A 26,967-nucleotide genomic window follows, 5' to 3' on the forward strand; every position below is an offset into this window, starting at 1 on the left:
TTTAGGTCTGTCGGCGGTGTTTGTTCCAAAGCGTAAGCTCGAGGGCGATGATGCAGATGAGCAGCCAAAATAAGCCGGCTGAAATGCCTGCGAGTACGTCCGTAAAGTAATGAACATCCAGGAACATACGGCTGACAGCGACAAGAAGAGCAGCGAGCGACAGCAATACTCCGAATACCCATTTCCATACAGTCGCCATTGTACTTCGGATAACGAGATAGGCGAGAAAACCGTAAAAGGTAACAGCGCCTGTAGAATGACCACTTGGAAAGCTGTACCCGGTCCCGTCATAGGCTGCGAGCACTTCCGGGCGCTGCCGGGAGAAAAAGTTTTTTAAAACAGTGGTGATGATACTGATGCCGATCATATTTACGGCAAAATATACAGCAGTCCATCTGCTGAAAGATGAAAAAAACAACAGATAGATTGTGGTAATTGCGGCACCGGCTGTCAGCCAGGTTACCGATCCGCCCTCAGTAATCAATCCCATTATAAACTGCAGGATATCAGTGTTGAGCGCTGACACAATATTTTGAGCTGTTTGGTCGATCCTAAACGTTTCCTGTTCGAGTACTTCTTCACCCATCTCCAAAAATAGAAAAGCTGTCGTAAACAGCGTGAGCAGGCCGGCAATGATAAGTATCCACGAACTTTTTGGAACATCGGCCAGTTGAAGATCCTTGAAAGACAATGACATTTGCTCCCTTAGTTTATTTTCAAATCTATTCCCTGAAGAAGTATACTTTCAAACAAAAACCAGGCTGCGCGGCGCAGCCTGGTTTTTGTATTTCGGTTAAACCTTGGTGTCTGGTTTCCGGTCCTGCTGTTCTCTTTCCATTTCGGGTTTGCCGGTTTCGCCCATGCCGCGCATAAAAGCAATGCCGAGTGATAGCGTATGATTTACTTCCGGGTCCCGGAGAAGTTTTAGCAATTGGAAAATATTAACGTTTTGTTTTTCCTGCTCTTTTTCTTCTTCCATCTTCGCTACACGCTCAAGTCCTTTATTTAATTTCAACAGGAGCGGCTGCATGCTTTCGATATCGAGTTTGCCGGCTTCACCTGCGAGAAGAAGCAGGTTTTTGATCATATTAGTGCTGCCTTCGGTGTTCATCGCATTTACCGCGACATTTAACACCTTATCGCCTTCGCTGAGAAGGCCGTTGGCCATATCAAGCAGGCCGGATTCATCAAGAAGGTTTGCGGTGCGCATCATCTTTTCCAGACTTTCTTTGTTATCAAGCAGCTGGGACTGGAGTTCTTCCATGTCCCGCTGTTTGATTTCTTCCTCGGAGAATTGCAGCTTTTCGATATGAGTTATACGCTCAGCCATTAGCGGTTCTCCTTTCTCACCATGTCACCAGGGAAGATGTAATCGTTACGTTTCCATTTGCGTTCAACTTCCACGCCGTTCTGTGGATTAGGGTTTCCGTAACGGAAATTGTTTTTCGGCATCGGTGCTTCGCCGTCCGTGCTTAGTATTTCCATGAATACCTGTGTTTCTTTGTAGGCCGGTGTATCCGTGTCCTTATCCGCTTCGCTGCTCGTAAGGCGGTTGATTGCTGATTCGCCGGAATTATTCATTGGAATGTAGAGCTGTTTTTCTTTCACACGGTCAGTAACAAGCGCCTGGATGCGCAGCGCCCCGTATGGTGATTTCAATCTTACAAGTGCTCCGCTTTCAAGTCCCCGTTCTTCAGCGAGCTCCGGAGAAATCTCGACAAAGTTGTCTGGTGTTTTTAGCGTGATGCCTTCCGTTTTATACGTCATATTGCCTTCGTGGAAGTGCTCAAGCATCCGACCGTTGTTCACGTGCAGGTCGTACTGTTCGCCAAAGGTCTGAGGCTCTGTCCAATGGACCGGATAGAATCTAGCTTTTCCATTCGGGAACTGGAAACGGGATTCGTAAAGAAGCGGCTCGTCCTGCCCTTCTTTTGTCACAGGCCATACCAGAGAGTCATATCCTTCAAGCCGTTCGTAGGAAACTCCTTCGAAGAATGGGCAGAGTGAAGCTGCTTCTGCCATGATTTCCGATGGGTGGCTGTAGTCCCAGTCCGCGCCCATACGGTTGGCCACAAGCTGAAGAATCTCCCAGTCCGGCTTAGAGTTACCGAGTGGGTCAAGTGCTTTGTACAAACGCTGAATGCGGCGCTCAGTGTTTACAAACGTACCGTCTTTTTCCAGGCTTGGGCTCGCTGGGAGCACGACGTCAGCAAATTTGGCAGTCTCGGATAAGAAAATGTCCTGGACCACGAAGAAATCAAGCTTTTCAAAGCCCTGCTGTACGTAGTTAATGTTGGAGTCCACAAGCGCCATCTCTTCGCCTTTTAAATACAGGCTCCGGAGGCGGCCTTCGTGCATTGCATCAACCATTTCGTGGTTCGTCATACCGACTTCCCCGGAAAGCTCTGTGTTCCAGCCCTGTTCAAATTTGCGGCGGATTTCTTCATCTTCCACAGACTGATAGCCAGGAAGAAGATTCGGCGCACTTCCGAAGTCTGTCGCACCCTGGACATTATTATGTCCGCGAAGCGGATAGGCACCAGTGCCGTGACGGCCGTAGTTGCCGGAGACAAGGAGCAGGTTCGATATGGCTGTACTTGTATCCGCACCACCGGAGTGTTGGGTGACGCCCATCGCCCATAGGGCACAGGTAGTATCAGCTTCGTGAATGCTTTCGGCAATGCCAATCAGTTCCTCACGGGAAAGCCCAGTCTGTTCCACAGCGTAATCGATGGTGTACATTTCGAGTTCTTTAACAAAATCGTCGTAGTAGTCCACGCGTTTATTAATAAACTCTGTATCCTCCCAGCCCTGGTCGATAATGTATTTCGCTACTGCGTTCAGCCATACAAGATCCGAGCCCGGCTTCGGCTGGATAAACATGTCCGAGCGCTCTGCCATTTCGTGCTTTCTGATGTCAGAGACGATCAGCTTCTGGTTGCGCAGCTTATGGGAGCTTTTAATACGAGTGGCAAGAACCGGGTGGGATTCTGATGTGTTTGTCCCGACGGTAATAATAAGCTCCGCGTTTTTAATATCCTCTATTGTGCCGGTGTCACCGCCGTATCCCACTGTACGGAAGAGTCCCTGAGTCGCAGGAGTCTGACAATAACGGGAGCAGTTATCAATATTGTTTGTTCCCATTACGGAACGGGAGAGCTTCTGCATAAGATAGGATTCTTCGTTCGTCGTTTTGGAAGAGCTGATAAACGCAAGAGCATCGTTGCCGCTCTCTTCCTTAATGGAAGTAAAGTTTTTCTGAATAACATCTAAAGCATTCTCCCACGTAGTTTCGACAAACTGGCCGTTTTCCCGGACGAGTGGATTCTGAAGGCGTTCTTCGCTGTTCACAAAGTCCCAGCCGAATTTGCCCTTCACACAGGTGGAAATACCGTTTGCCGGTGCTTCTGCCTGCGGCTCAATTTTCAGGATTTCGCGATCCTTCGTCCACACGTCAAAGCTGCAGCCGACGCCGCAATAAGTACAAACTGTTTTCGTTTTTTCAATACGGTCGTCACGCATTTTGGACTCCATATTGGATAGAGCCAGAATCGAGCTGTAGCCGGTTTCAACGTCCTTGGTGATGTCAATCATCGGACGGAGGGTATCTTCTTTCAGGCCAGTCATGTAGCCGGCTTCACCTTCCATGTTTGTTTCAATTAAAGCGTTACATGGGCATACGGTCGAGCAGTGACCACAGGAGACACAGGAGGATTCGCCGATAGGAACATCGTTGTCCCATATAACGCGGGGACGTTCACGTTCCCAATCGATGGAAAGGGTCTCGGTCACCTGGACGTCCTGACAGGCTTCCACACAGCGTCCGCAGAGGATGCACTGATCAGGGTCGTAGCGATAGTGCGGGTTCGTATAGTCTTTTTCATACGGCTTTGTTTCAAAAGGAACGCTCTGGTGTTCGACACGCATCGCTTCCACCGTGTTATGGATTTCACAGCCGCCGTTATTGTAATCACAGACGGTACAGTACAGCTCGTGATTATGCAGAATCCGGTCCATCGCAATTTTCTGCGCCTGATCGACATCAGGAGTAAGTGTTTCAATGACATCATCTTCTTTAAATTCGGTGGAACAGGCACGAACAATTTCTCCGTTCACCTTCACCATACAGGTGTCACAGGTTTCGATCGCACCCAGGCTCGGGTGATAACAGACATTCGGCACTTCCTCATTAGTACCGCGCGTGTAGTCCAGGATTGTGGAGTCATCCGATACTTTGCGCTCAGTGCCATTCATCGTTACTCGAATAATCGACAAAATAATCATCCTTCCATTTTGGAAATAAAGTTGGGCTAAAGGAATAAAGAAGTAGTAGACAACGGATGAATGCAGCACTCGCTTATGTAAGAGTCAAGGGAGTGCACCTTTATTCTAGGTATAATATAGAAAAATGTAAAAAATAATAAAGGTTTACTTCCACGTTTCCACGAAATTAGGAATTTAAAACTATATTTTAATAATTATCAGCCATATCTAGTGACCCTGGTGGTATTTGTGATTACATCAAAACTAGATTATAATGCTTTTGGATAGCAAATATGTGAATGATAATTCAATCAAAGGACATTGATAAAATGAGACCAACAGAAAATGAAAAAGATATCGCGAGCTTTGCCGGCAGACTGCTGCGGGAAAGGTTTGGCAAAGGACCGGAAGCAGCCCACGTTGTAATGCAGGGACCGTTCATTACAATTTACCTCCGGCATTTTCTAAGCCCGATGGAGCGGGTCATTCTTGAACAGGAGGGTGAACAGGCTGTTTTTCGTCTGCGTGAAAGCATGATGCACAAAATTGTTCCGGAGATTAACGGATACGTGCAGTCGGTCACCGGTCAGGAATTTAAAAACTTTTACCACGACAGCGATTTTAATAAGGAATCGAGTATTTTTGTGGGGATTGATGAAAATGCGTATGACGGCGAAGACCCTTTTAAAGAATACGCCGGTAAAAAGAAGCTGGAAGAGCGGGTGCGGCAGGTCACTGCAGAAGCGGAAAAGGAACCGGATAAAGTCTTTTCAGGAATGTTAAACAATAAGACTGTTCTCGTGATCCGGGAAGGACTGATGATTAATATCGAAAAAGAGCTAGTGGAGCAGGGATATGAAGAGCAGCTGAAGGTAACTAAACGCAAGCTGGAAAAACGGCTGTTAATAGAAGGGAAGTCGTTTACCTCTATTGCCGGGATAAATATTGCTGATGTGTTTGTTGACTGGGACTTTGAACGGGACCGCAGCGTTATTGTCTTTATTATGAGCGGATCCGGCTAAAAGGAAATAATATCCTGGTCCACAGCTTCAGCCGGCGTAGGCCTGAAAACAGTGTACACAGTAAGAATAGTTTTTTTGAGTGAATGACTGCAGGGCAGCTTCTTCCACAAGACTTTCCCAAGCGGACGGCTTGCTGCTGGCCATGCAGCGGTCGTTAACAAATACGGATTTATGGATTTTCTGTCCATCGTGATCAATTAAAAATTTCATAAATTAAAGAGTTCTCCTTTCATAAAAGACAAATAAAAAAGCCAAAAAGATAAACAGGAGGCAGGTACCTCGTGTATCTTTTTGGCTTATGGGAAATAGCGCCATTGTCTATCCATTTCCACCATGTATTTAGTTGCTCTTAAGTAATTGCTTTGTATGTATACCGTAAATGATATGGCTCTTAATTGCAACCATAACAAAAACAGGTAGTACTGCTACTCGGTGGCTGGGGTATCGACTAACCCGGTAAACCTAAGCCGGTAAGATGTTTCGCCTTCATCAATGTAGCCCCAGGCAATACGGTCTTTTTTCCAAAAGATCTTAAACTGGTTGCGGTCGACAATTTCAAAGCTGTCGCATTCCGAGATGATTCCAAGCGTCTCCAACTCCCGGCAGATCCTCTTTGTTTCCGATAAATACCACATATTCTCCCAACGCGGGTGTTCAGAGCGGTTTGTGATGTCTGCGATAACTTCAATGGAACCATTCTGGAGAACACGATACCGGCCAAAGGAAGCTGCTTGATATTCCATGAAATTCTCCCCATTCATTTTTCTTTTATTATGCATGAAAAACTAGGTAATTTCTACTTAAAAAAACTCCCGGCCGAAGCCGGGAGTAAAAATGCTGGAGAGAAAGTGAATTTCAATTTATTTTTTAAATCAATACCAAGCGGTTTTATTTCCATTTCATGACGACTTTTAATTTGTTCTGCTCAAAGTAGTAGGAGTCTATTTTTCCGTAAGGGACTTTTTTCATAGGCTCAAATACTTCCAGGTGAAAGCCCGCCTGCTGGTCCTGAACAGAGAAATAAGGCGGGCGGTCAAAGATTTCCCTGAACACGTCGTCCGCTTCCAGAGGGGAAATGGACTTTAACGTAAAGTAAAGGGTCCGCTCTGAAGCGTGGGAAGGTTCAAGCAGCATGCTGAATCGGCTCTGGCTGCTGTCATTTTTTACGCCTTCAATACGCAGGACCTGGTCCTGAATATGAACCGCGGAAATGTCCACGTTATCCATTTTTTTAACCTGAAGCACCTTCAAAAACATTTTTTCCGTTACTGGAATGGTTACTCCGTTTTCTTTCGCATCGGTCACACGTTTTTTAATAGATGAAAAAAGACTCACTATTGATTTCCTCCTCATAATACTGACTGTGTATTCTTATTCCCGAATACGCCTTTAAAGGAACGTCTTTTTTAGTTCAAAAAAGATTTTTAATTCGTCCAAATGAGAACAATCATATAATACTTTTTTGACAATTAAGTTTATTGATTAAACAAACAAAGAATGTTAATCTGGTTTGTGATCGCTTACATAAAGGAGGGAAGAGTAGTAGAGCTACTCGCGTATATGAATTCTAAACGAACGATTTATGTAGTATTAGTTACCATGGTAGCTACACTTGGCGGCTTGTTGTTTGGTTATGATACGGCTGTAATTTCCGGGGCGGAGGGGTCGCTGCAGACCTACTTTGCCGACAGTCTGAATCTGAGTCCGCTTATTCACGGTCTGACGGTCTCCAGTGCTCTTATAGGGTGTATTATCGGCGGGTTGATTTCAGGGTTTTTTGCCAACCGGATAGGGAGAAAGTTTACATTGATTATAGCAGCGGTGCTGTTTCTTCTTTCCGCATTGGGTTCAGCTTACCCGGAGGTATTATTTTTTGAAGCCGGAGACCCTTCTGTTGCCCTTTTAGTTGTATTTAATATTTATCGGATTATCGGAGGTGTCGGAGTGGGACTGGCCTCGGCGGTCGCACCGATGTATATTGGTGAAATGGCCCCGCCCAACATTCGGGGAAGGCTCGTATCCCTTAACCAGTTTGCGATTATTTTCGGCCAGTTCGTCGTGTACTTTGTCAACTGGGGCATTGCCCGCGGACAAACAGCGGAATGGGTCGATGCGCTTGGCTGGAGGTACATGTTTGCCTCAGAAGCCATACCAGCTGCTCTGTTTTTGATTTTTATGTTTATGGTGCCGGAGACGCCGCGGTATTTGGTTTCCAAAAATCGGGATGACAAGGCTATGAAGACTTTAACAAAAATTTATGACCAGACAATGGCCAAAGCTACATTTTATGAGATTAATCAATCATTTGATAAAGGAAAAGAAAAGCTGTTTGCCTACGGAAAATTGATTATTATTATAGGTATCCTTTTGTCGATTTTTCAGCAGTTTGTCGGTATTAACGTTGCTCTGTATTATGCCCCGAGAATATTTGAAAGCATGGGGGCCGGGAGAGACGCTTCGTTATTTCAGACCATTATTATGGGAGCGGTCAACTTAATATTTACAGCCATTGCGATTATGACGGTAGATAAGTTCGGACGGAAACCGCTGCTTATTATCGGTTCTATTGGAATGACTATAGGTATGTTCGGTGTTTCGGCTCTCGCTTTTACCGGCACGATCGGTATATCAACACTTGTATTTATTATCATCTATACGGCTTCCTTCATGATGTCCTGGGGACCGGTGGTATGGGTGCTTTTATCTGAAATATTTCCAAACAAAATCCGCGGTCAGGCTCTCGCTATTGCGGTGGCAGCCCAGTGGGCCGCAAACTATTTTATTTCTTCTACGTATCCAGCCATGATCGAGTTCAGCGGTGGATTAACGTACGGATTTTACGGTCTCATGAGTATATTGTCCGCTCTGTTTGTATGGAAGTTTGTACCTGAAACAAAAGGAAAAACACTTGAAGAGATTGAGATGGGATTAAAAAAGTAAAGTGATAAAAAAGGAGACCCGGCTGCATTTGTGCAGCCGGGTCTCCTTAATGTTATGCTTCGTACTATTCTTTAGGAACATAATGAAAATATTCAAAATCTGCAGCCTTGGAAGAAAAACTGTCCTGGCACTGCATACCGACAAAAGCGCCTGTGAAGAAGCCATCGCCCTGGATATGGTCATCTGAAAGTTTAGCGGAAGGAAAAGAAATATCCACCGCAGTCCATGTGCTGCCGTCAAAGGAGTAGGAAAACCAGTACTGGTCCATGCGCACAGATACCTTAAGGTAAATCGTTTCTATATCCTGGCCAATCTCAATATCGCTGCCTTGAAGAGGGGTGTCAAATTGAAAATGGTCATTAGTAAGAAGGGTTAAAATTCTTCCTTTATTCTCGTCGTGGGTCACGTGAAAATAAACCCAGTTTTGCGTATTGTAGTAGCAGACCATGCCTGCGGACTGCTGGAAATGATCCGGGTCAAATTGAATAGCCGTCTCAGCATCAAAATAAAAATGCTGCCATCTTCTGGCTACAAACGCCTGGGTGAATTTAGATGTCAGAGAGTCTTTGCCGTACAGTCGTAAATAGCCTGGACGGTCTTTAAACGATAAAGTATTTTCCCCTAAAGGGATCCGCAGTGTCTGGAAGCTTTTATCCAGATCGCCAGTGTTAAAATGACTGTATACAGGGGATGGTAAATGCTGGGGCTCCGTCGAAAGACCAGGGCCCTCCACATACAGCGAGGGCTCGTTGCCGCCGGCTATGTAAGGCCATTCCTCTTCCCAATAAACCTTTTGAATAGCAGTTTCTCTTCCAAGCGGGCAGAAGCCCCGCGGATCCAATAAAGGCTTTTGCTCTTCTTTTAATGGTCTGCCGGTAAGATGCACAAAATACCATTCGCCGTGCTGTGTTTCTACAAGAGAGCCGTGCCCAGCTTTTTGCAGAGGATTTCTCGGATAGGGCCAGGACGTAATAAACGGATTTTCCGGATGAACTTCGTAAGGGCCGAATAATGATCTGGAGCGTGCGATGGTAGCTGCGTGGTCAAAGGTAGTGCCGCCTTCTGCAGTAAGCAGGTAATACCACCCATTTATTTTGTAAATATGCGGCCCCTCGGTCAGCTTGATATCAGTACCGGTGAAAATGATCTGCCGTTCACCGATCAAAGCTTCTGCTTCGGCGTCGTATTCCTGCAGAGCGATACCGTAAAAGCGGTGATTGCCCGGCCGGTAATCCCAGACCATATTCAGCAGATATTTTCTGCCGTCGTCGTCATGGTAAAGGGAAGGGTCAAAACCGGAGCTGTTCAAATACACAGGGTCGCTCCATTCGCCGTCAATCGTATCGCAGGTCACGAGGTAATTATGGCCATCCTTCCAGATACCGTCGATTTGTTTAATATCGGAATAGATCAGCCAGAACTGGTTATCATGCCAGGAAAGTGCGGGTGCCCAGACGCCGCCCGAATCCGGATTGCCTGCCATATTAAGCTGCGAAGTCCGTTCAAGAGGATGCTTAACAGCCTCCCAATTTTTTAAATCCTTGGAATGATGGATCTGCACCCCGGGGAACCATTCAAACGTGGAGGTGGCAATATAATAATGTTCTCCGGCCCTGCAAATACTCGGGTCAGGGTTAAAACCAGTTAAAATTGGATTGGTGATTTGATCATTCATGGTAGTATCCTCCTTAATTTGGTAACGCTTTCAAAAAAGATTGTATAAGCAATAAACTAAATATAACTTAATTCCTGACTCTGCTCAACTGTCAATTTGTTTTAAGCAAAAATATGGATGAAAGCATAAATTATTGCATATAAATACTATTAACTTTGTTTAATCAAAAAACTATATGATGATCAAAAGAAAATGTATGCTATTATGTACGTAAACCGACCAAAATTGAAGAAGTAGGAGAAGATAATATGCGCACGGGAGACCAAACCCTGGTAAAGCAAATAAATAAATCAATCGTGCTGACGACCGTTCAGCAGAAAAGCCCGATTTCAAGGGCGCAGATTTCAAAAGATACCGGGCTGAATAAAGCTACAGTTTCAAGTTTGGTGGCTGATCTGCTGGAGGGCAGACTCGTGGAGGAAATGGGGGCTGGGCTTTCCAATGGAGGAAGAAAGCCGACCATGCTTTTTTTTAATAATAAAGCCGGCTATGCTATTGGGATTGATCTTGGAGTAAATTATGTTCTTGGTATACTGACAGACCTGCAGGGGGCGATCGTTGCTAAAATTAACGAGCCGCTGCTGTCTATTGATGAAGGAGCTGTATTTAATAAGGTGGAGGAAGTCATTGAAGACCTTATGGATCAGGCGCCGAAAAGTGCCTATGGCATAGTGGGTATCGGTGTCGGGGTGCCAGGGCTGATCGACAATGAAGGCACCATTTTATTCGCGCCGAACCTGGAGTGGAAAAATGTGCATTTAAAACAGCACCTGGAAAGAAGATACGAATTGCCGGTATTTATTGAAAATGAAGCAAAGGCTGGTTCACACGGCGAAAAAAGGTACGGGGCCGGACAGGGCGTTTCGAACTTTATCTATGTAAGTATTGGCATTGGTGTCGGTGCAGGCATTTTTATTAATGACCAATTGTATAAGGGCGGAAGCGGCATCTCCGGGGAAGTCGGACATTTCACCATTGAACCAAACGGGAGAAAATGCCGGTGCGGCAATAAAGGCTGCTGGGAGCTTTACAGCTCGGAAGGCGCTATGGTGGAAAAAACAGCACATCTCTTTTCGGGTCAGGAGGAAGTGACGATCGACTGTCTTATCGCAAAAGCAAAGGAAAGAAACCTGGAGGTGCTAAACGCCTTTGACCAGGTGGGGGAATATATTGGCATAGGATTGACGAATCTCATTAACATATTTAACCCGGAAAAAATCATTATAGGAAACCGCTTTGCAGAATTGGAGCAGTGGCTTCGCAATCCTATCGAAAGAGTGTTTCAGCAGCGCCTGCATGAAGAATTCCGGGATTCGTTCACACTCTCCTTCTCTGAAAACAGTATATATTCCTGTGCGCTGGGATCTGCGGCTTTTTCGATTGAAACATTTTTTTCAACCAGCAGAGTAACAGTTGTATAAGTATAGAAAGGGGGCTGTTCGAAAGTGAACAGTAAAATTTATCAGGCGTTGACATGGGTGATGAATTTCGCGTACGTTCAGGTGCTCTGGGTGTTTTTTACGCTGATGGGTGCTGTGGCTGCAGGGGTATTCCCGGCGACAAACGCTTTGTTTGCAGTAGTGCGCAAATGGGTCAGCGGAGAAAAGGATCTGCCTGTTTTTTCCTATTTCTGGGGAGTGTACAAACGGGAATTTATCCAGTCTAATAAGCTGGGAGCCGTTGTCCTTTTTTTATTCATTCTTGCTGTTCTTGATATTCAGTTCATTGCAGCAAGTGACACGCTGAACTGGCTTCACATACCGTTGTTTGTGTATATCCTGTTTGTGTTTATTTTTCTTTTGTTTCTTTTTCCATCCTTTGCTCATTTTGACGATAAACTAAGAAATGTTTTCAAGAATGCGTTTTTTATTATGCTGACTCATCCTGTTCACTTATTCTTTTTAACATTGAGTTTATTGCTTCTGGGAATTATTTTTTACATGGTGCCGGCACTGGGCTTTATATTTGGAATAAGCGCTACAGCATTTGTTGCCACAGTCGTCAATAAAAATATTTTCAAAAAAATTATAAAAACTTAGTTTGTTTACTGGACAAATTATGTAGAGGGTGTTAACTTAATATTAAGAAAAGGGGGAGGAAATAATGAAAAAGATGAAAGCGGTTACGTTTTTGGCGGCAGGGTGTGCAACAGCGATGGTAATGACAGGCTGTAACTCAGAATCTTCGGGGTCTGGCGATGGCGGTGGGGACGGAGAACAAAAAACGATTGAATTCATGCATTTATGGCCGGAAGGAAGCTCGAAGGACCATTACGATATTGTAAACGACATCATAGCTGATTATGAAGAGCAGAATCCGAATACTAAAGTGGAGCTAGAAGTGCTGAGTAACGAACAGTACAAGGAAAAGCTGCAGGTAACTTCTACATCAGGTGAACTGCCGGATGTAGGCATGACCTGGCCGGGCGGATTCCTCGAGCCTTACGTTGACGGTGAAATGTTTGCGCCGCTTGATGATGTACTTGACCAAGACGGCCTGCGGGATTCATATGTGGAAGGCACGACGGAAGCATACGAAATGGATGGAAGTACTTACGGACTGCCGCTGGAACTGAACGTAGCCCAGGTTTTCTATAACAGTGCGATATTTGATGAATATAATTTAGAAGAGCCGGAAACATACGAAGAGCTTGAAGAAATTGTAAGCACGCTTCAGGAAAACGACGTGGCTCCGATTGCATTAGGAAACCAGGACAGATGGACCGGTTCACTATGGTATATGTATATGGCAGACCGGCTTGGTGAAGACAACCTATTAAACAAAGCAATTAACGGTGAAGCATCCTTTACGGAAGAACCGTTGGTAAATGCGGCAGAAAAAACACAGAACCTGGCTGCAAGCGGAGCTTTCACTCAAGGATTTAACGGTCTTTCCGATCAGGAAGCAAAAAGCATGTTTATGAGTGAACAGGCAGCAATGTATTTAATTGCTACATGGGATCTTCCAAACTATACAACGGACGAAAGCGTTTCGCAGGATTTCCGGGATGCAGTTGACTACTTCGACTTCCCGACTGTGGAAGGTAAAGGCAACCAGAACAGTTATGTAGGCGGACCTGGTGTTGGGCTGTTTGTTTCTGAAGAGTCTGATGTAAAAGAAGAGTCGAAAGACTTTGTCAAGTACTTCTCTGAAGAGTGGGGCGAAAAATCCGTAAGCGATGCGGGTGTTATCCCAGCTACGAAAGTAAACACAGATAACGTGGAACTTCCGGATATGTACCTCGAAGTACTGGATGATTTAAACAACGCTGACAACCTGACGTTGTTTGCGGATGTGCAGATGAGCCCGGATGTTGCCGAGACTCACCTGACAGCAATTCAGTCATTATTCGGTGAAGAAATTACGCCGGAGGAATTCGCTGAAATGCACGACGAAGCAATAGAAGAAGACGAATAAATATAAAATGAATAAGGGGCATTCCTGCCGGGCGTGCCCTTTATATCATTCACAAATGCATTCTGGACGTAAATGCAGAGCTTGGGGGCAAGTGAAATGAATAAGGTTATGTCGAATAAACTCATGATTACGCTTTACATATTCCCGGCTTTATTTCTCATTGCCGTGCTTATTATAGTTCCGCTCATTCTGACCGGCTATTACGGTCTCATGGACTGGAACGGTATCGGCTCAATGACTTTTATTGGCATGGAAAACTACATTAACGCTATTCAGGACGGGGCTTTCTGGGACAGCGCATGGCATTCTCTGCTGCTGGCTTTATTTTCAACGTTAAGCCTGGTGATTTACTTGGCGGTATCCATGATTTTGGCTTCCAAAATCAAAGGCGCGGATTTACTGAGAAAAATTTATTTGATTCCGATGCTTTTATCGTCTGTGGCAATCGCGCAGCTGTGGATTAAAGTATACAACCCGGCGAACGGTATCCTGAATACGATTCTCCGCGGTATCGGCATTGAAAATCCGCCAGCGTGGCTGGCAAACCCGGACGTCGTACTTTACGCCATATTCATACCGATTCTCTGGCAGTATGCAGGCTTTTATATTCTTATATACTATGCGGCACTCAAAAATATTCCCGAATCCTTAATTGAATCCGCAAGAATCGATGGGGCGAACCCACTGCAGATTGCCTACAAAATAAAACTTCCATTAATCATGGGCGTAGTAAAAGTAACCATCGTTCTGGCCATCGTCGGGTCGCTGAAATATTTCGACCTGATCTACGTAATGACCGGAGGCGGGCCCAGCGGTTCGAGTGAAGTAATGGCATCGTACATGTATGATCTTGCTTTTAGTACGAATAACTTCGGTTACGGCAGTGCCATCGGCTTTTTACTGCTGATCATCACACTCGTCGTTACAATCATCATCAGAAAATTAACTGCATCCAAGGAAGATATTCAGTACTAGTTGAAATGAGGTGAACGTTATGGGTCGAATTGGATATATTTTGTTGTACACATGTTTGGCACTGGTAGCGGCGTTTCAGATCTTTCCGCTGCTGTGGCTGGTATTGTTTTCCCTTAAGGATAATGCCCAGATCTTTTCAGGTTCCCCGTTTGCGCTGCCGAGTGATCCGCAGTGGGGGAATTACCTGAACGTCTGGCAGGGTGGTATAGGGCTGTATTTCTTCAACAGCGTCTGGATTACCGGTCTTGCGATTATATTAACAGTACTTTTTGCCAGTATGGCAACATTTGCGATTACACGCATGAACTGGAAGCTGAATAAATTTGTCCTGGGACTGTTTATGGTTGGATTAATGATCCCTATTCACTCCGCGCTGATTCCTTTGTTCAGCATGTTCCTCAGCGTGAATTTGATCGATAATCCGTTATCAATTGTGCTCACGTACACCACGTACAATCTGCCGATTACGATTATGATTCTGCTTGGCTTCTACTATACTCTGCCAAGAGAAATTGAAGAAGCGGCAGTGATGGACGGTTCTTCGATCAACCGGTTGTTTTTTACGATCATCCTGCCGATGACAACACCGGTAATGGCCACGACAGTTATCATTAACATGATCTACAACTGGAATGAATTTGTATTTGTGAATACCTTTATCAGCTCGGATGAATACAAAACGCTGACCGTTGGAATCCAGAACTTTATCGGGCAGTATATGACGGACTGGGGTTCTATCGGAGCGACCCTTGTTATCAGTATCATCCCGGTTCTTCTGGCTTTTCTGTTTTTCAGCAACAAAGTGGTGGAGGGCATCTCTTCAAGTGCTGTTAAAGGCTGATACCACGCAGTAATGATTTTAACTAACAATTAGGAGGATGAATAATGACTGTATTTAACAACGTACCAACTATCAATTTCGAGGGCGCCACTTCGGCCAATGACTTTTCTTTTAAGCACTATGACAAGGACGCGACCGTCATGGGAAAATCGATGGACGAATGGCTCCGCTTTTCAGTAGCCTACTGGCATACACATACGTTCGGCGGGGAGGATCCGTTTGGCGGACCGACGATGGAGCGCTCCTATCAGAAATACAGCGGCATGGATCTTGCGAAAGCACGGGTGGAGGCAAACTTTGAGCTTTTGAATAAGCTGGGCATCACCCGGTTTGCGTTTCATGACATTGATATTGCTCCGGAAGGTAATTCTTTAAAAGAAACCTATCAAAATATTGATACAATCACTGCCATGCTGAAGGATAATATGAAGGAACACGGCATCGGTCTTCTGTGGAATACGGCGAATATGTTTGTTGACCGCCGGTTTATGCACGGGGCGGCGACGACAAACAATGCAGACGTTTATGCCTATGCTGCGGCTAAAGTAAAAAAGCAGCTTGAAGTAGCTAAAGAGCTGGGTGCACAGAACTACGTGTTCTGGGGTGGCCGGGAAGGCTACGAGACTCTGCTTAATACCGATATGAAGCGCGAAATGGATAACCTGGCACGCTTCTATCATATGGCGGTGGATTATGCGAAAGAGATAGGCTTTGAAGGGCAGATGCTGATTGAGCCAAAGCCGCGCGAACCAATGAAGCACCAGTACGACTTTGATGTTGCTACAGCATACGCATTCCTGCAAAAGTATGATCTCGACAGCCATTTTAAAATGAACATCGAATCAAACCACGCCACACTTGCCGGCCATACGTTTGAACACGAGCTCCGCTACGCAAGAGAAATGGGCATTCTTGGCTCGGTGGATGCAAACCAGGGCGACCTGCTGCTCGGCTGGGACACCGACGAGTTCCCAACTGATATTTACGATGCGACTCTTGCGATGTACGAAATCCTGAAAAACGACGGCCTCGGTACTGGCGGCTTAAACTTTGATGCCAAGGTGCGGCGCCCGTCTCATAAGCCCGAAGATCTGTTTCATGCGCACATTGCGGGCATGGACACATTTGCCTATGGGTTAAAGGCAGCCTCCCAGCTGATCGAAGACCGTGTATTTGAAGACATTGTGGATGAACGCTACAGCAGCTTTGACAAAGGCGTGGGGAGTGACATTCTTGCCGGCAAAACAAGCTTTAAAGAGCTTGAAGCCTATGCTCTTGAACTCCAGGAGCCGATTGAGCACCAGTCGGGTAAACAGGAGCTTATTAAGGCAAAGCTGAACCAGTATATTTTAAACGCAAACAACAAAGTAAAAGTTTAAGCAAAGAGGTGCTGGCATGACTTACGTAATCGGAATCGATTTAGGAACGAGTGCAGTGAAATCGCTTCTTGTGAACAGAAGTGGCGAGGTGACAGCTTCTGTGTCAAAATCGCTGTCTGTCCAGCAGCCGGCTGCGGGGCATTCCGAGCAGAATCCTGATGAATGGGTGGAGCAGACAGAAGCATCGATTCAGGCACTGCTTCAGGAGACAGGAATAAAGGCAGAGGAAGTGGAAAGCATCAGCTTCTCCGGCCAGATGCACGGCCTGGTGCTCCTGGATGAGACCGGCCGGCCACTGCGCCCGGCTATACTCTGGAACGATACAAGAACGTCGGAGCAGTGCGAAACGATCCGGCATACGATCGGGGAGAATGAACTGATTGAGGCAACACAGAACACAGTTCTTGAAGGCTTTACTCTTCCGAAAATGCTGTGGGTACAGGAGCACGAGCCGGAAATTTGGAGCAGGGCAGCGTCTTTTCTGCTGCCAAAGGACTACGTCCGGTACCGGCTGACAGGGAGTATGCAGATGGAACTCTCTGATGCGGCCGGGACGCTTCTGCTGGATGTGAAAGGAAAATCATGGAGCCGTACGATGCGGGAAGGCTTTAATCTCTCCGCCTCGTTCTGCCCTCCGCTCATAGAATCCCACGAAAGTGCGGGACCCCTGACAAAGGAAGCGGCAGATAAGACGGGACTCCATGAAGGAGTGAATGTTATAGCCGGCGGGGCAGATAACGCCTGCGGTGCTTTAGGAAGCGGAATTACAGAACCTGGGGAAGGCCTTTTAAGTATAGGGACTTCCGGAGTGCTTCTCGTGCCGGATCACGGCGAAGCGGTTCCGGATGGACGTCTGCATTATTTTAATCACGCATCTAAGGATCAGTATTATTATATGGGCGTTACGCTTTCTGCCGGAAACAGTCTTCAGTGGGTAAAGGACAATTTGTTTTTTGACGAAACGATTGAAGAGCTGGTCGAACGGGCGTCCCAGGTGCCGGCGGGGGCAGAACAATTACTGTTCACCCCGTTTCTGACCGGTGAAAGAACGCCGTATATGGACGCAGGAATCAGGGGCAGCTTTATCGGACTCGATATCCGTCATACGAGGGGACATATCGTCCGGGCTGTCATGGAAGGGATTACGTATTCTCTAAAGGAGTCTCACGAAATCATCCTTCAGCAGGGCTTTCAGATAGATTCTCTTGTGTCTATTGGAGGAGGGGCCAAAAGCTCCTTCTGGCTTCAGATGCAGGCGGATGCCTTCGGATGCCCTGTGCGTAAGCTCGCTCATGAACAGGGACCGGGGCTTGGGGCAGCAATGCTTGCGGCCTACGGCACGGGGTGGTTTACTACACTTGAGGAATGCAAGAAAACGTTTGTCAAAGAGAGCGAAACGTTTTATCCTGATCCGGAACAGTTGCTCATATATGAACAATCATTTCAGGCATATAAGAAAATTTATGCACAAACATCACCGTTAAAGATGTCATGACTGGCAGGCAAAAGTCCGAAAAGGCTTTTGCCTGTTTTAATAAAAAAATTAATTGACGATTGCGGTCCGAAACGTTTTGGATTACTATGAAATGGAAGCGGTTTAATGATGAAGTCAGAGCAAAAAATTTTAACTGATGTTGGCAGCGTATTCAGCAGACATTTAACGACTAGAGGAGGAATGGCATGAATATTACCATCTGGAACGAAAACAGACACGAAAACAAGAACCCGGAAGTCGCAAAGGTCTACCCGAAGGGAATTCACGGGGCTTTGGCTGACTTTCTGAAGGATGAGGCGGACGTTGTACGAACGGCAACGCTTGATGAGCCGGAGCATGGACTTACAGAAGACGTGTTAAACGACACCGATGTACTGATCTGGTGGGGCCATATTGCCCACGACGAGGTAGAGGATGCCATTGTCCGGCGCATTCAGAATCGCGTGCTGGATGGGATGGGTCTGATTGTGCTTCATTCCGGTCATCTGTCAAAAATATTTCGTACATTGATGGGAACAGGCTGCGACCTGAAGTGGCGGGAAGCAGACGAGCGAGAGCGGCTCTGGGTCGTAGAGCCGGGCCATCCTATTACAGAGGGAATCGGGGAGTATATTGAGATGCCAAAAGAGGAAATGTACGGCGAGCACTTTGATATTCCCGCGCCGGATGAGCTCGTGTTTATCAGCTGGTTTGAAGGCGGAGAAGTATTTCGAAGCGGCGCTACCTTCACAAGGGGCCGTGGAAAGATTTTTTATTTCCGTCCGGGGCACGAAACGTACCCAACATATTATAATAAAGACATTCAAACGGTGATTAAAAATGCTGTCCGGTGGTCGGCCCCGAAAAATACGCCGTTGCCCGTTTACGGTAACGCCAGTCCACTGGAAGCCATTTCGAATAAAGATGTGGGGGAAAAAGACTAATGGGAAAGCTGCAGATAGGCATTATCGGTGCAGGGGGCATCGCCCGGGGCAGGCATCTGCCCGCTTTTCAGCAGATTAAAAATGTGCGTGTAGCAGCTGTTTTTGATACAGATCTCAGCAAAGCAGGAGCTGCTGCAGAAGCATTTGATATTCCGGCTGTATTCAGCACCGTGGAGGAATTGCTGGAGCATGTCGAAGCAGTCATCATCTGTACACCGAACAAATTTCATGCAGAGCTTGCCGTGCAGGCCCTGGAAGCAGGGGTGCACGTGCTTTGTGAAAAACCGATGGCGATGACTACAGCAGAATGCCAGGATATGATTGATGCCTCCAGGCGTTCAGGAGCCGTGTTAACGATTGGCTATCATTACCGCTACATGAAGGAATCCCGCATGGCCAGACAGATGGTACAGGAGGGTGAAATAGGTGAACCGCTGGTTGTACGTCTTCAGGCGATGCGAAGACGGAAGGTACCTGGCTGGGGTGTGTTTACAAATAAAGAACTCCAGGGCGGAGGCAGTCTGATTGATTACGGCTGCCATCTGCTGGATCTGGCTCTCTGGCTTCTGGATGATCCACAGCCCGTGGAGGTAAGCGGAAGAACCTACGACCGCCTGAGTAAAACCCCGGGCCAAATTAATGAATGGGGGGCTATCGATACGGAAAGCTTTTCCGTGGAGGACCATGTGACCGGCTATATTACGTTTGAAAATGGCATGACGCTGCTTCTGGAGTCATCCTGGGCGGCGAACATTAAAGAAGATAAAGAAGAGCTGAGCATTTCCGGGGTCGACGGTGGCCTTCAGGTTTTTCCGCCCGAACTGTACCAGTCAAAATTCGGTTCCATGATGAGTGTGGAGCCTCACTTAACAAGCTATGAGCGTGAAGACGTGCTGCAGGCGAAAAACTTTACAGAAGCGTGTCTGGGGCAGGCGGAGGTCGTTGTGAAGCCCGAGCAGGCACTGCGCGTCACCCGGATTATCGAAGCTGTTTATGAAAGCAGCAGAACTGGAAAAAGCGTTCGACTGGATAATGTGTACGCCGACGAAATGTAAGCATCCATCCGGGTGCTTTTTTATTTTAAAGCAGTTCTTAAGAAAGAATTTTTCCAATTTTTAATGAATAGTCGTTTGAATGCAGAGACAGAGGGAAAGAGAGGATTGTATTACTACAGAAGGGGGACTTACTAATTATGGAAGCAGATCGAAATCGTTGGTTGATGGCATTATCAGCCATAGCGATTCATTTATCGATTGGTTCGGTGTATGCGTACAGTGTGTACCAGAATCCGCTGAATGAGTCGCTTGGCTGGAACATTTCCGACGTAACACTAGCATTTACGATTGCAATTTTCTTCTTGGGGATGTCGGCCGCTTCACTCGGGTTTTTTGTGGAAAAATACGGGCCGAGGATCTCAGCTGCCATCGCAGCCGTGCTGTTTGGTGCCGGGACAATGGGGGCCGGCCTTGCGGTACAGCTTGAAAGTCTGCCATTATTTATTGGTTCTTACGGCGTACTTGGCGGCATCGGCCTTGGTATTGGGTACATATCCCCGGTTTCTACGCTTGTTATGTGGTTTCCAGACCGTCGAGGGATGGCTACTGGGATGGCAGTTATGGGCTTTGGCGCCGGAGCGCTTATTACAAGTCCCGTAGCTGAATGGCTGATGAACGCTGTATCGATCCCGGGGGCATTTTACATTCTTGGCGCCTCGTACTTCGTTCTTATGCTTGCAGGGGCGAGCTACATGAAGAAGCCGCCGAAGGATTGGATGCCTAAAGGCTATAAGAAAGAAGATCTGCAGACGAACCAGAAGGGCGGAGACGTGGCGCAGCTTTCAGCCAAAGAGGCACTGCGGACGATGCGTTTTTACCTGCTGTGGCTCGTGATGTTTATTAACATCTCTTCAGGTATTATGCTGCTTGCAGTGGCATCGAACATGACACAGACCATTACAGGTACCAGCGCAGCATTAGCAGCTACCATAGTGGGAGTAATGGGCTTTTTCAACGGGGGCGGACGGATTGTATGGGCGTCGCTTTCGGACTATCTTGGAAGAACGAATACTTTTACAATATTCTTTCTCATTCAAATCGTGGCCTTTTTCCTTCTCCCGTTAACGACCAACGTTGTGCTGCTTGCAATTCTATTATTTATTATTATTACCTGTTACGGTGGCGGCTTTGCCTGTCTGCCGGCTTATATTGGTGACCTGTTTGGCACGAAACAGCTAGGAGCCATTCACGGCTTTCTTTTAACTGCCTGGGCACTTGCAGGGGTGGCCGGTCCTACAGCCGTATCAAGCATTGTTTCGGCTACAGGAAGCTACGCGCTATCGTTCTATCTGTTTAATATTCTTCTCGTAGTCGCCCTGGCAGCTATGATTGTCATGCGATTTAATATTAAAAAGGTCAGAAAAAACAAAGAACAGGAAAGCACGGAAGCAGCGAAAGCATAAAGAAAGACCCCTTTCTTCTAAGATAAAGGAGAAAGGGGTCTTTACTGTTATGGGAGTTCGTTGCCGGCAGACTGATACAGGTCATACCATTCTTCACGTGTCAAAGTGATTTCAGAGGCTTTGGCGATGCCTGCCAGCCGTTCTGGGTTCATCGTCCCGACAATGGTTTGAATACGCGCGGGGTGGCGAAGAATCCAGGCTGCTGCTATTGCTGATTCGGTTACTTGGTAGCGCCCGGCCAATTCGCTGAGTTTTTTGTTCACCTCAGGAAATTTATCATTGCCGATAAAAACGCCTTCCATCATGCCATACTGAAATGGGGACCAGGCCTGGACGGTCATGTTGTTCAACTGACTGTATTCAAGCAGCCCGCCTTCCCGCATCACCGCTGCATCATTTTTCATATTCACATTCAATCCCTGATCTATCATGAGGGAGTGCATCAGACCAAACTGCAGCTGATTGGTAATAAGATCCTGCTTGACGTGCTGCTTTAAAAGCTCAATCTGCATTGGATGCTGGTTGCTGACACCGAAATGACGTACTTTACCGGAGGCGTGGAGACTATCGAATGCTTCCGCTACTTCCCCGGGTTCCATGAGTGCATCGGGACGGTGAAGAAGCAGTACATCCAGATAGTCTGTCTGAAGACGCTTCAGGCTTTCATCGACTGTGTTTAAAATATGGGATTTGGAAAAATCGAAGGAATTTCCGCGTATGCCTGCTTTGGACTGAAGAATTACTTTTTCGCGCAGGTCATCGTTCATACCAGCTGCTCTGGCAAAAATGTCTTCGGAATCCCCGCCGCCATAAACATCGGCATGATCGAAAAAATTCACGCCTGCCTCAAAAGCGGTACGGAAAACTTTTTCCGCCGCATCGATGGAAAGCTCATTCATGCGCATACACCCTAGTGCTATATTGGATACTTGAAGCGAACTGCTGCCTAACTGCATTTGTTTCATCTGAGCACCTCTTTTTTTCAGGATAAGAATAGTGTAACATGACGTATGGACAATCGGCATGATAACGCTGTCAAAAATATGAAAAATGACTTTTAAGCATAAATATGGTAATTTATAGAAAAAGATTAAAGGGTGGCAGTAATGAAACGAAGAACAATAAACAGCTATTTTATTTTATTCTGGCTTATTATCGGTATATGGAATATCGGCCTTGGAATTATTGTCGGTCTCGTACTGCAAAGCTATGTGTGGGCATTCATTCATGTTTTGGCCGGAGCGCTCTGTTTAACCATAATGGAAGCTATACGCAGAGGGAAATTACAGGTTAAAGAGAAAAAAGAAAACCACCTGCACGAAAGCGACCAGTAGCTTTATGTCCCTGGATTTAAAATTGTAATAATTTGATGATTACCCTGCAGACTTTTCGGAAATAGTATATTAATGATAAACAAAGGGGTGAACATTATATTACAGACCAGAGGGGCTAAAACAATAAAAAATATTATTCAGGACAATGAAAAGCCGCTGACTAATCAGGATGTCGCCGCTATATTAAAAGATAGAAACAGCATTGACAGTTCTTTTGCTTTGAAAACGATTGATTCAATGGTAGGTAACGGACAGTTGATGCTTATCCGATATGTTGATGCCGGTGTGTATGTAGTAGAAGTGAAATAAATTATGTTAACTGTTTTCATAAGCAGTTAACATAACTATTTTTTAATAAATAATTTTTACATAAATTCTCCGTTACTGTAGTGAAAGTACCGAATAATCTGTAAAATAGAGAATTACTTTAAAGAAGAGGGTGATGGCAATGAGTTTCGAAGATGAGTTCGTAGCTAAAGCAAAAGAGTATTTAGAAGAAGATAAAGACGCAAATATTATGAACGAAGTAAACTGGGAAATTGCCAAATACTTTAATAATCTGAATAAAGAAATCGGCGAAGTGAAAAATGACTCGTTCAGCAGCTATGGTTCAAAGCACCGCAGCTATATGACCATTGATAACCGCGAAGTGCTTTTTGAAACTGTTACAGACGATGGAAATTATCATATTCAGGTAACACAGAGTACAGATGATAAAACCAATGAACTGGATGTTATATATGTTCAGGAGGGCAGAATGTACAGCCAGGAAAAGCAGCAGGAATTTAATATGGATATTGTCCGCGACCATCTTAAAGATACCTTCGGCGATATACTGGGATTATAAAAAAGCGCCCGCTGCGGCGCTTTTTTATTTTGAAAAATATTAAATAATCAACAGGGAAATAAGTATTGATTTCCTTCGAATGGGTATAATGTCATTAAGGGGGTATACGCCATGGGGGTTGTTTATATTGACCGGCATATTCGCCAGGTGCAGGTGATTATTTGTAGTGAAGGACACATGCTGCATTGTCTTGTTTGGCCGGGGGAAGGGGGTTGGGTCGCCGATATACACTCCATGCAGAACAGCGGTTTTCATCCGACGTTTGAGCGGGTTTATTTTCCTGAAAATGAAGAGATTATTCAGCTTGGACGGCATATATATGTTCTGCGGTAAAAAGGCAGAAGCTCGCAGCTTTCTGCCTTTGCCCGTTCTAAAGAGTATTGGGGTCCGTATAGCCAATCGGCCCACGGGATTCGGAATGCTCCACCACAGTAAGAACAAAGCGTATCGGAATAAAGATGGTGCGGCTGCCGCTGCTCTGGGCCTTTTCCTGATAGAAGTAAACGCCCGCTTCTTCAACACCATAGTTTTCCGCTGACACTACCGCTTTGATATAACTGGAGTGCTCTTCGAATGCCCCCTCGCTTTGAAATCCATTCAATTCAAAAAGCGGGATGGCGGAAGGATCAAAATACACTTCGACGAAATTAGAATTGTCTGCTGATGAACTCATCCGTCTTCCTCCTTTCAATAGGTGCTTCCCATAATATACCCTAAAACGGTTTAATAAAAGCAGAGGATGCAAAAGGAAAAAGGTACATAAACGTTTATGAAATGCACTATCTGCTGTAAAATAATGGGTAAGATAATAGGCGTTCCAAAGATAGAAAGGAGAAAGTGCGGCGAAAAACAGCCCGGGCTGTACAAATTAAAAAACAGAAGCCAATGGCTCCTGCTGTAGTTTATTATTTATGGTGTCCCGTACTGGGCTCGAACCAGTGACCTCCACCCTGTCAAGGTGGCGCTCTCCCTACTGAGCTAACGGAACAATTTGTATGGAATAAAGCGACAGAAATAATATACAATAGGAAAAGGTCAGTGTCAATCCTTCCACGCTCAATTTATGCAGGGAAAGCAGAGGGTGGTGTTGGCCAATTAATTTCTTCCGGGCGGAGAAGCCGGACCTTGCTGATGTCCTGTTACTACCGAAGATACTAAGAGAGTACACGCACCTGCTGCATAAACAGAAATTTTTATGGTACATATATTAAAATTAATCAATTTTCCTTTTGCTGTTTTTCTTTCCGCTGCTGAAGGAATAGAAATAGACAGAAGGCGAGCATACCCAGACTGAGATTGGAAAGAATGAACCCAAGCGGCCCCTGGTTAAAAATGCCAAGCGACAGCGCCCCGAAAAAAACAATGTAGGTGATGCCGAGAAGCGGCAGGCTTCGCCCGGAGACTTTTTGCATCAAACGGGCAAGCTGGTATACGAGCGTATTTACAGCAAAACCAATTAGCAGTAAAATAAGTAAATTCATGCGACTATCTGAACCTTCCTTTGTGATGATGTCTTTTTCCGATTTACATGCTACCATACCTTAGGTTTGAAAGATATCTACAAAGACGAAAAGTGGGCACCCCTGCAGTAAACTGCCTGGCGGAGGCTTTAAAATATAGAGAGAATGGGATAAAGGTGGAGGGATGTTCATGCAGGCATATGCAGACTTTTGGATGGAATGGCAGAGACGTATTGTAGAACTGCCCTGGATTGATATAGGCGTAGCTGTTTTGATTGCACTTCTCGTGTTTGCCTTTCGGAAGTTATTTACTAAATACATTTTCAGGTTCATTTTAAAAATGACTCACCAATCGAGATCACAGCTGTTCACCAATGTTTTGGTATCGTTTGAACGGCCGATTCGTATGTTTTTCGCCGTATTCGGTATATATTTGGCGCTTTTGTATCTGCCGATACCGTGGGATTCCATGACAATTATCAACCGCCTGTACGGTTCCATTTTAATCATACTTGCAGCTTGGGGGACATACAAGCTGCTGAACACGTCTTCGATGCTCTTCAACCCGATGATTAAAAGGCTCGAGGGCAAGGAAGACAATATGCTGGTTCCCTTTCTTTCCCGGGTGCTCCGGATTATTATCGTGGCGCTCGCGTTCACCATTATTCTCTCTTCCTGGGGCTTTAACATTAACGGCTTTGTGGCAGGGCTCGGCCTTGGAGGTCTGGCCTTTGCCCTCGCCGCTCAGGATATGGTGGCTAATTTTATCGGCGGCATAATTATTGTCGTGGAACGCCCGTTTAAGCGGGGGGACTGGATTTATACGCCGACGGTGGAAGGAATTGTGGAGGATATTTCGTTTCGGAGCACGAAGGTGCGTACCTTTGCTGACTCAATTGTCATCGTTCCAAACAACACACTTGCCCATGAGGCGATTACAAACTGGAGTGAAATGCGTAAGCGCGAAATTAACATGACGCTTGGCATTGAATATCAGACGCCGCGGGAGCAGGTGCTGCAGCTGCGGGAGCGTCTTGAGGAAATGCTGAACAGCCGGGAGGATATCGATAAAGAAATGATTCTTGTGCAGTTTAAAGAATTTAACAGCTCCTCGCTCGACCTGTGGGTTTACTGTTTTACGAAAACAACCGCGTTTTTGGAATGGGCTGAAATAAAAGAAGAGCTGAATCTTGAAATCATTCGCATCCTTCAGGAGGAAGGCGTTCAGTTTGCCTACCCAACACAGTCTATTTATATTGAAAAATCACCTGAAGAAAATTATCACATGTCCGACAATAATTAAGCGGGATTCACGGTTGGCAAACAAAACGTACATGTTATAATAAGAATGTTTGTCAGAAGGAATATGTACGTAAAAAAGGAGCCGATGCATTCGATGGAACGAGTGGAAACATTCGTGTTAACCCGTGGACTGAATGCCAGTCAAGTATTGTCGTTTGTGCATGAACTGGAAACATTTAAAGCAGATGTGTTTTTTGAAAAGCGGAGAACCTCCGCAAACGGAAAAAGCGTACTCGGTATGATGTCTTTGTTTACAAGCATCAGACTTGGTGACAAAGTGGAACTCAAGGTACACGGAGAGGATAAAGAAGCAGTTGCCAGGGTGGCAGCTGAATATCTTGGAGAAGCAGTAGAGCATGAGAATAATAACGGCTATTGGGAAGACGAAGCAGCGGAGCATGTGGAACGGGCAATGGCCGGATGCATGGCCCACTGGAATCCCAATGTACGAAATATTGCACGCTCGTATCTGAAAACGACACGCAGCTAACAGGAAGACCCGGCGCCGGGAAAAGCGTCCGGGTCTTCAGCTGTATTATCAGGAAACGTTTTCTAAGCCTGGATAATGCTAAGCATATCACAAGCCAAATAGGGTAAACTAAAAGGGACATGAATCATATGTACTGGTTGTATAAT

Annotated in this window: 28 protein-coding genes and 1 tRNA gene; 18 read left to right on the top strand and 11 right to left on the bottom strand. The window is 45.8% G+C overall.

What is annotated here, in order from left to right; genetic code table 11:
• Position 1: 1 nt before the first annotated feature.
• From Q0757_RS01505 to fdhF, 3 genes are all read right to left on the bottom strand, one after another.
• Positions 2-691, bottom strand: coding sequence for a phosphatase PAP2 family protein (locus tag Q0757_RS01505; RefSeq protein WP_298784013.1), 690 nt, complete (start codon positions 689-691; stop codon positions 2-4).
• Positions 692-793: 102 nt separating this feature from the next.
• On the bottom strand, positions 794-1,330 hold the full coding sequence (locus Q0757_RS01510) for a DUF1641 domain-containing protein (RefSeq protein WP_298784015.1): 537 nt from the start codon (positions 1,328-1,330) through the stop codon (positions 794-796).
• The gene (gene fdhF, locus Q0757_RS01515) at positions 1,330-4,284 is read right to left on the bottom strand and encodes a formate dehydrogenase subunit alpha (RefSeq protein ID WP_298784017.1); all 2,955 of its coding nucleotides are present in this window, start codon (positions 4,282-4,284) and stop codon (positions 1,330-1,332) included. Before fdhF ends, Q0757_RS01510 begins: the two co-directional genes overlap by 1 nt.
• A gap of 308 nt (positions 4,285-4,592) precedes the next feature.
• Here fdhF and Q0757_RS01520 point away from each other — a divergent pair, with 308 nt between their 5' ends.
• Positions 4,593-5,285, top strand: a complete 693-nt coding sequence (locus Q0757_RS01520; RefSeq protein WP_298784019.1) for a Na-translocating system protein MpsC family protein — start codon at positions 4,593-4,595, stop codon at positions 5,283-5,285.
• Positions 5,286-5,312: 27 nt separating this feature from the next.
• Here the strand turns inward: Q0757_RS01520 and Q0757_RS01525 are convergent, their stop codons facing one another.
• From Q0757_RS01525 to Q0757_RS01535, 3 genes are all read right to left on the bottom strand, one after another.
• Positions 5,313-5,495, bottom strand: a complete 183-nt coding sequence (locus tag Q0757_RS01525) for a hypothetical protein (protein ID WP_298784021.1) — start codon at positions 5,493-5,495, stop codon at positions 5,313-5,315.
• A gap of 215 nt (positions 5,496-5,710) precedes the next feature.
• Positions 5,711-6,028, bottom strand: a complete 318-nt coding sequence (locus tag Q0757_RS01530; RefSeq protein WP_298784022.1) for a hypothetical protein — start codon at positions 6,026-6,028, stop codon at positions 5,711-5,713.
• Positions 6,029-6,173: 145 nt separating this feature from the next.
• Entirely contained in the window at positions 6,174-6,620 is a 447-nt protein-coding gene (locus tag Q0757_RS01535; protein ID WP_298784024.1) for a hypothetical protein, read from the bottom strand.
• A gap of 225 nt (positions 6,621-6,845) precedes the next feature.
• Here Q0757_RS01535 and xylE point away from each other — a divergent pair, with 225 nt between their 5' ends.
• The gene (gene xylE, locus Q0757_RS01540) at positions 6,846-8,225 is read left to right on the top strand and encodes a D-xylose transporter XylE (RefSeq protein ID WP_298784026.1); all 1,380 of its coding nucleotides are present in this window, start codon (positions 6,846-6,848) and stop codon (positions 8,223-8,225) included.
• A 64-nt stretch (positions 8,226-8,289) separates the two neighbouring features.
• Here the strand turns inward: xylE and Q0757_RS01545 are convergent, their stop codons facing one another.
• Positions 8,290-9,900: a glycoside hydrolase family 43 protein gene (locus tag Q0757_RS01545; protein ID WP_298784028.1), complete on the bottom strand. Its 1,611-nt coding sequence runs from the start codon at positions 9,898-9,900 to the stop codon at positions 8,290-8,292.
• A 248-nt stretch (positions 9,901-10,148) separates the two neighbouring features.
• On the opposite strand from Q0757_RS01545, the gene Q0757_RS01550 reads away from it, so the two are divergent.
• The 10 genes from Q0757_RS01550 to Q0757_RS01595 all read left to right on the top strand — a co-directional run bounded on the left by Q0757_RS01550 (position 10,149) and on the right by Q0757_RS01595 (position 21,388).
• A complete protein-coding gene (locus Q0757_RS01550) occupies positions 10,149-11,321 on the top strand; it encodes an ROK family transcriptional regulator (protein WP_298784030.1) in 1,173 nt (390 codons plus the stop codon).
• Positions 11,322-11,345: 24 nt separating this feature from the next.
• Positions 11,346-11,939 (top strand): YesL family protein, encoded by a 594-nt coding sequence (locus tag Q0757_RS01555; RefSeq protein ID WP_298784032.1) that lies wholly within the window; start codon positions 11,346-11,348, stop codon positions 11,937-11,939.
• Positions 11,940-12,003: 64 nt separating this feature from the next.
• Positions 12,004-13,317 carry an extracellular solute-binding protein gene (locus tag Q0757_RS01560; protein ID WP_298784033.1) on the top strand — a complete coding sequence of 438 codons (1,314 nt, stop codon included), beginning with the start codon at positions 12,004-12,006 and terminating at the stop codon, positions 13,315-13,317.
• Between the two features lie 96 nt (positions 13,318-13,413).
• Positions 13,414-14,292 carry a carbohydrate ABC transporter permease gene (locus Q0757_RS01565; protein ID WP_298784035.1) on the top strand — a complete coding sequence of 293 codons (879 nt, stop codon included), beginning with the start codon at positions 13,414-13,416 and terminating at the stop codon, positions 14,290-14,292.
• Positions 14,293-14,311: 19 nt separating this feature from the next.
• Positions 14,312-15,133, top strand: coding sequence for a carbohydrate ABC transporter permease (locus Q0757_RS01570; protein WP_298784037.1), 822 nt, complete (start codon positions 14,312-14,314; stop codon positions 15,131-15,133).
• A gap of 44 nt (positions 15,134-15,177) precedes the next feature.
• A complete protein-coding gene (xylA, locus tag Q0757_RS01575; protein WP_298784039.1) occupies positions 15,178-16,512 on the top strand; it encodes a xylose isomerase in 1,335 nt (444 codons plus the stop codon).
• A 16-nt stretch (positions 16,513-16,528) separates the two neighbouring features.
• Entirely contained in the window at positions 16,529-18,007 is a 1,479-nt protein-coding gene (xylB, locus tag Q0757_RS01580; RefSeq protein WP_298784041.1) for a xylulokinase, read from the top strand.
• Between the two features lie 185 nt (positions 18,008-18,192).
• Positions 18,193-18,930, top strand: a complete 738-nt coding sequence (locus Q0757_RS01585; RefSeq protein ID WP_298784043.1) for a ThuA domain-containing protein — start codon at positions 18,193-18,195, stop codon at positions 18,928-18,930.
• Positions 18,930-19,985, top strand: a complete 1,056-nt coding sequence (locus tag Q0757_RS01590; RefSeq protein WP_298784045.1) for a Gfo/Idh/MocA family protein — start codon at positions 18,930-18,932, stop codon at positions 19,983-19,985. Before Q0757_RS01585 ends, Q0757_RS01590 begins: the two co-directional genes overlap by 1 nt.
• A gap of 137 nt (positions 19,986-20,122) precedes the next feature.
• A complete protein-coding gene (locus Q0757_RS01595) occupies positions 20,123-21,388 on the top strand; it encodes an OFA family MFS transporter (protein WP_298784047.1) in 1,266 nt (421 codons plus the stop codon).
• A 47-nt stretch (positions 21,389-21,435) separates the two neighbouring features.
• Here the strand turns inward: Q0757_RS01595 and Q0757_RS01600 are convergent, their stop codons facing one another.
• Positions 21,436-22,353: an aldo/keto reductase family oxidoreductase gene (locus Q0757_RS01600; protein WP_298784048.1), complete on the bottom strand. Its 918-nt coding sequence runs from the start codon at positions 22,351-22,353 to the stop codon at positions 21,436-21,438.
• A 141-nt stretch (positions 22,354-22,494) separates the two neighbouring features.
• On the opposite strand from Q0757_RS01600, the gene Q0757_RS01605 reads away from it, so the two are divergent.
• The 4 genes from Q0757_RS01605 (at position 22,495) to Q0757_RS01620 (ending at position 23,902) form a co-directional block, all read left to right on the top strand.
• Entirely contained in the window at positions 22,495-22,722 is a 228-nt protein-coding gene (locus Q0757_RS01605; protein ID WP_298784050.1) for a hypothetical protein, read from the top strand.
• An 87-nt stretch (positions 22,723-22,809) separates the two neighbouring features.
• Positions 22,810-23,031, top strand: coding sequence for a hypothetical protein (locus Q0757_RS01610; RefSeq protein WP_298784052.1), 222 nt, complete (start codon positions 22,810-22,812; stop codon positions 23,029-23,031).
• 139 nt (positions 23,032-23,170) lie between these two features.
• Positions 23,171-23,569 (top strand): DUF3942 family protein, encoded by a 399-nt coding sequence (locus Q0757_RS01615; protein WP_298784054.1) that lies wholly within the window; start codon positions 23,171-23,173, stop codon positions 23,567-23,569.
• A 111-nt stretch (positions 23,570-23,680) separates the two neighbouring features.
• Entirely contained in the window at positions 23,681-23,902 is a 222-nt protein-coding gene (locus tag Q0757_RS01620; RefSeq protein WP_022792617.1) for a hypothetical protein, read from the top strand.
• Positions 23,903-23,939: 37 nt separating this feature from the next.
• On the opposite strand, the gene Q0757_RS01625 is transcribed toward Q0757_RS01620, so the two are convergent.
• From Q0757_RS01625 to Q0757_RS01635, 3 genes are all read right to left on the bottom strand, one after another.
• Entirely contained in the window at positions 23,940-24,242 is a 303-nt protein-coding gene (locus Q0757_RS01625; RefSeq protein WP_298784059.1) for a hypothetical protein, read from the bottom strand.
• A 239-nt stretch (positions 24,243-24,481) separates the two neighbouring features.
• Positions 24,482-24,557, bottom strand: a tRNA-Val gene (locus Q0757_RS01630).
• Between the two features lie 229 nt (positions 24,558-24,786).
• Complete coding sequence (locus Q0757_RS01635) at positions 24,787-25,050, bottom strand: hypothetical protein (RefSeq protein WP_298784061.1); 264 nt, start codon at positions 25,048-25,050, stop codon at positions 24,787-24,789.
• Positions 25,051-25,219: 169 nt separating this feature from the next.
• On the opposite strand from Q0757_RS01635, the gene Q0757_RS01640 reads away from it, so the two are divergent.
• Both Q0757_RS01640 and Q0757_RS01645 read left to right on the top strand, forming a co-directional pair.
• Positions 25,220-26,332 (top strand): mechanosensitive ion channel family protein, encoded by a 1,113-nt coding sequence (locus Q0757_RS01640; RefSeq protein ID WP_298784063.1) that lies wholly within the window; start codon positions 25,220-25,222, stop codon positions 26,330-26,332.
• Between the two features lie 93 nt (positions 26,333-26,425).
• Positions 26,426-26,821, top strand: a complete 396-nt coding sequence (locus Q0757_RS01645; protein WP_298784064.1) for an HPr family phosphocarrier protein — start codon at positions 26,426-26,428, stop codon at positions 26,819-26,821.
• Positions 26,822-26,967: the final 146 nt, after the last annotated feature.

It is taken from the genome of uncultured Marinococcus sp., assembly GCF_947493875.1.
Lineage (GTDB): Bacteria > Bacillota > Bacilli > Bacillales > Marinococcaceae > Marinococcus.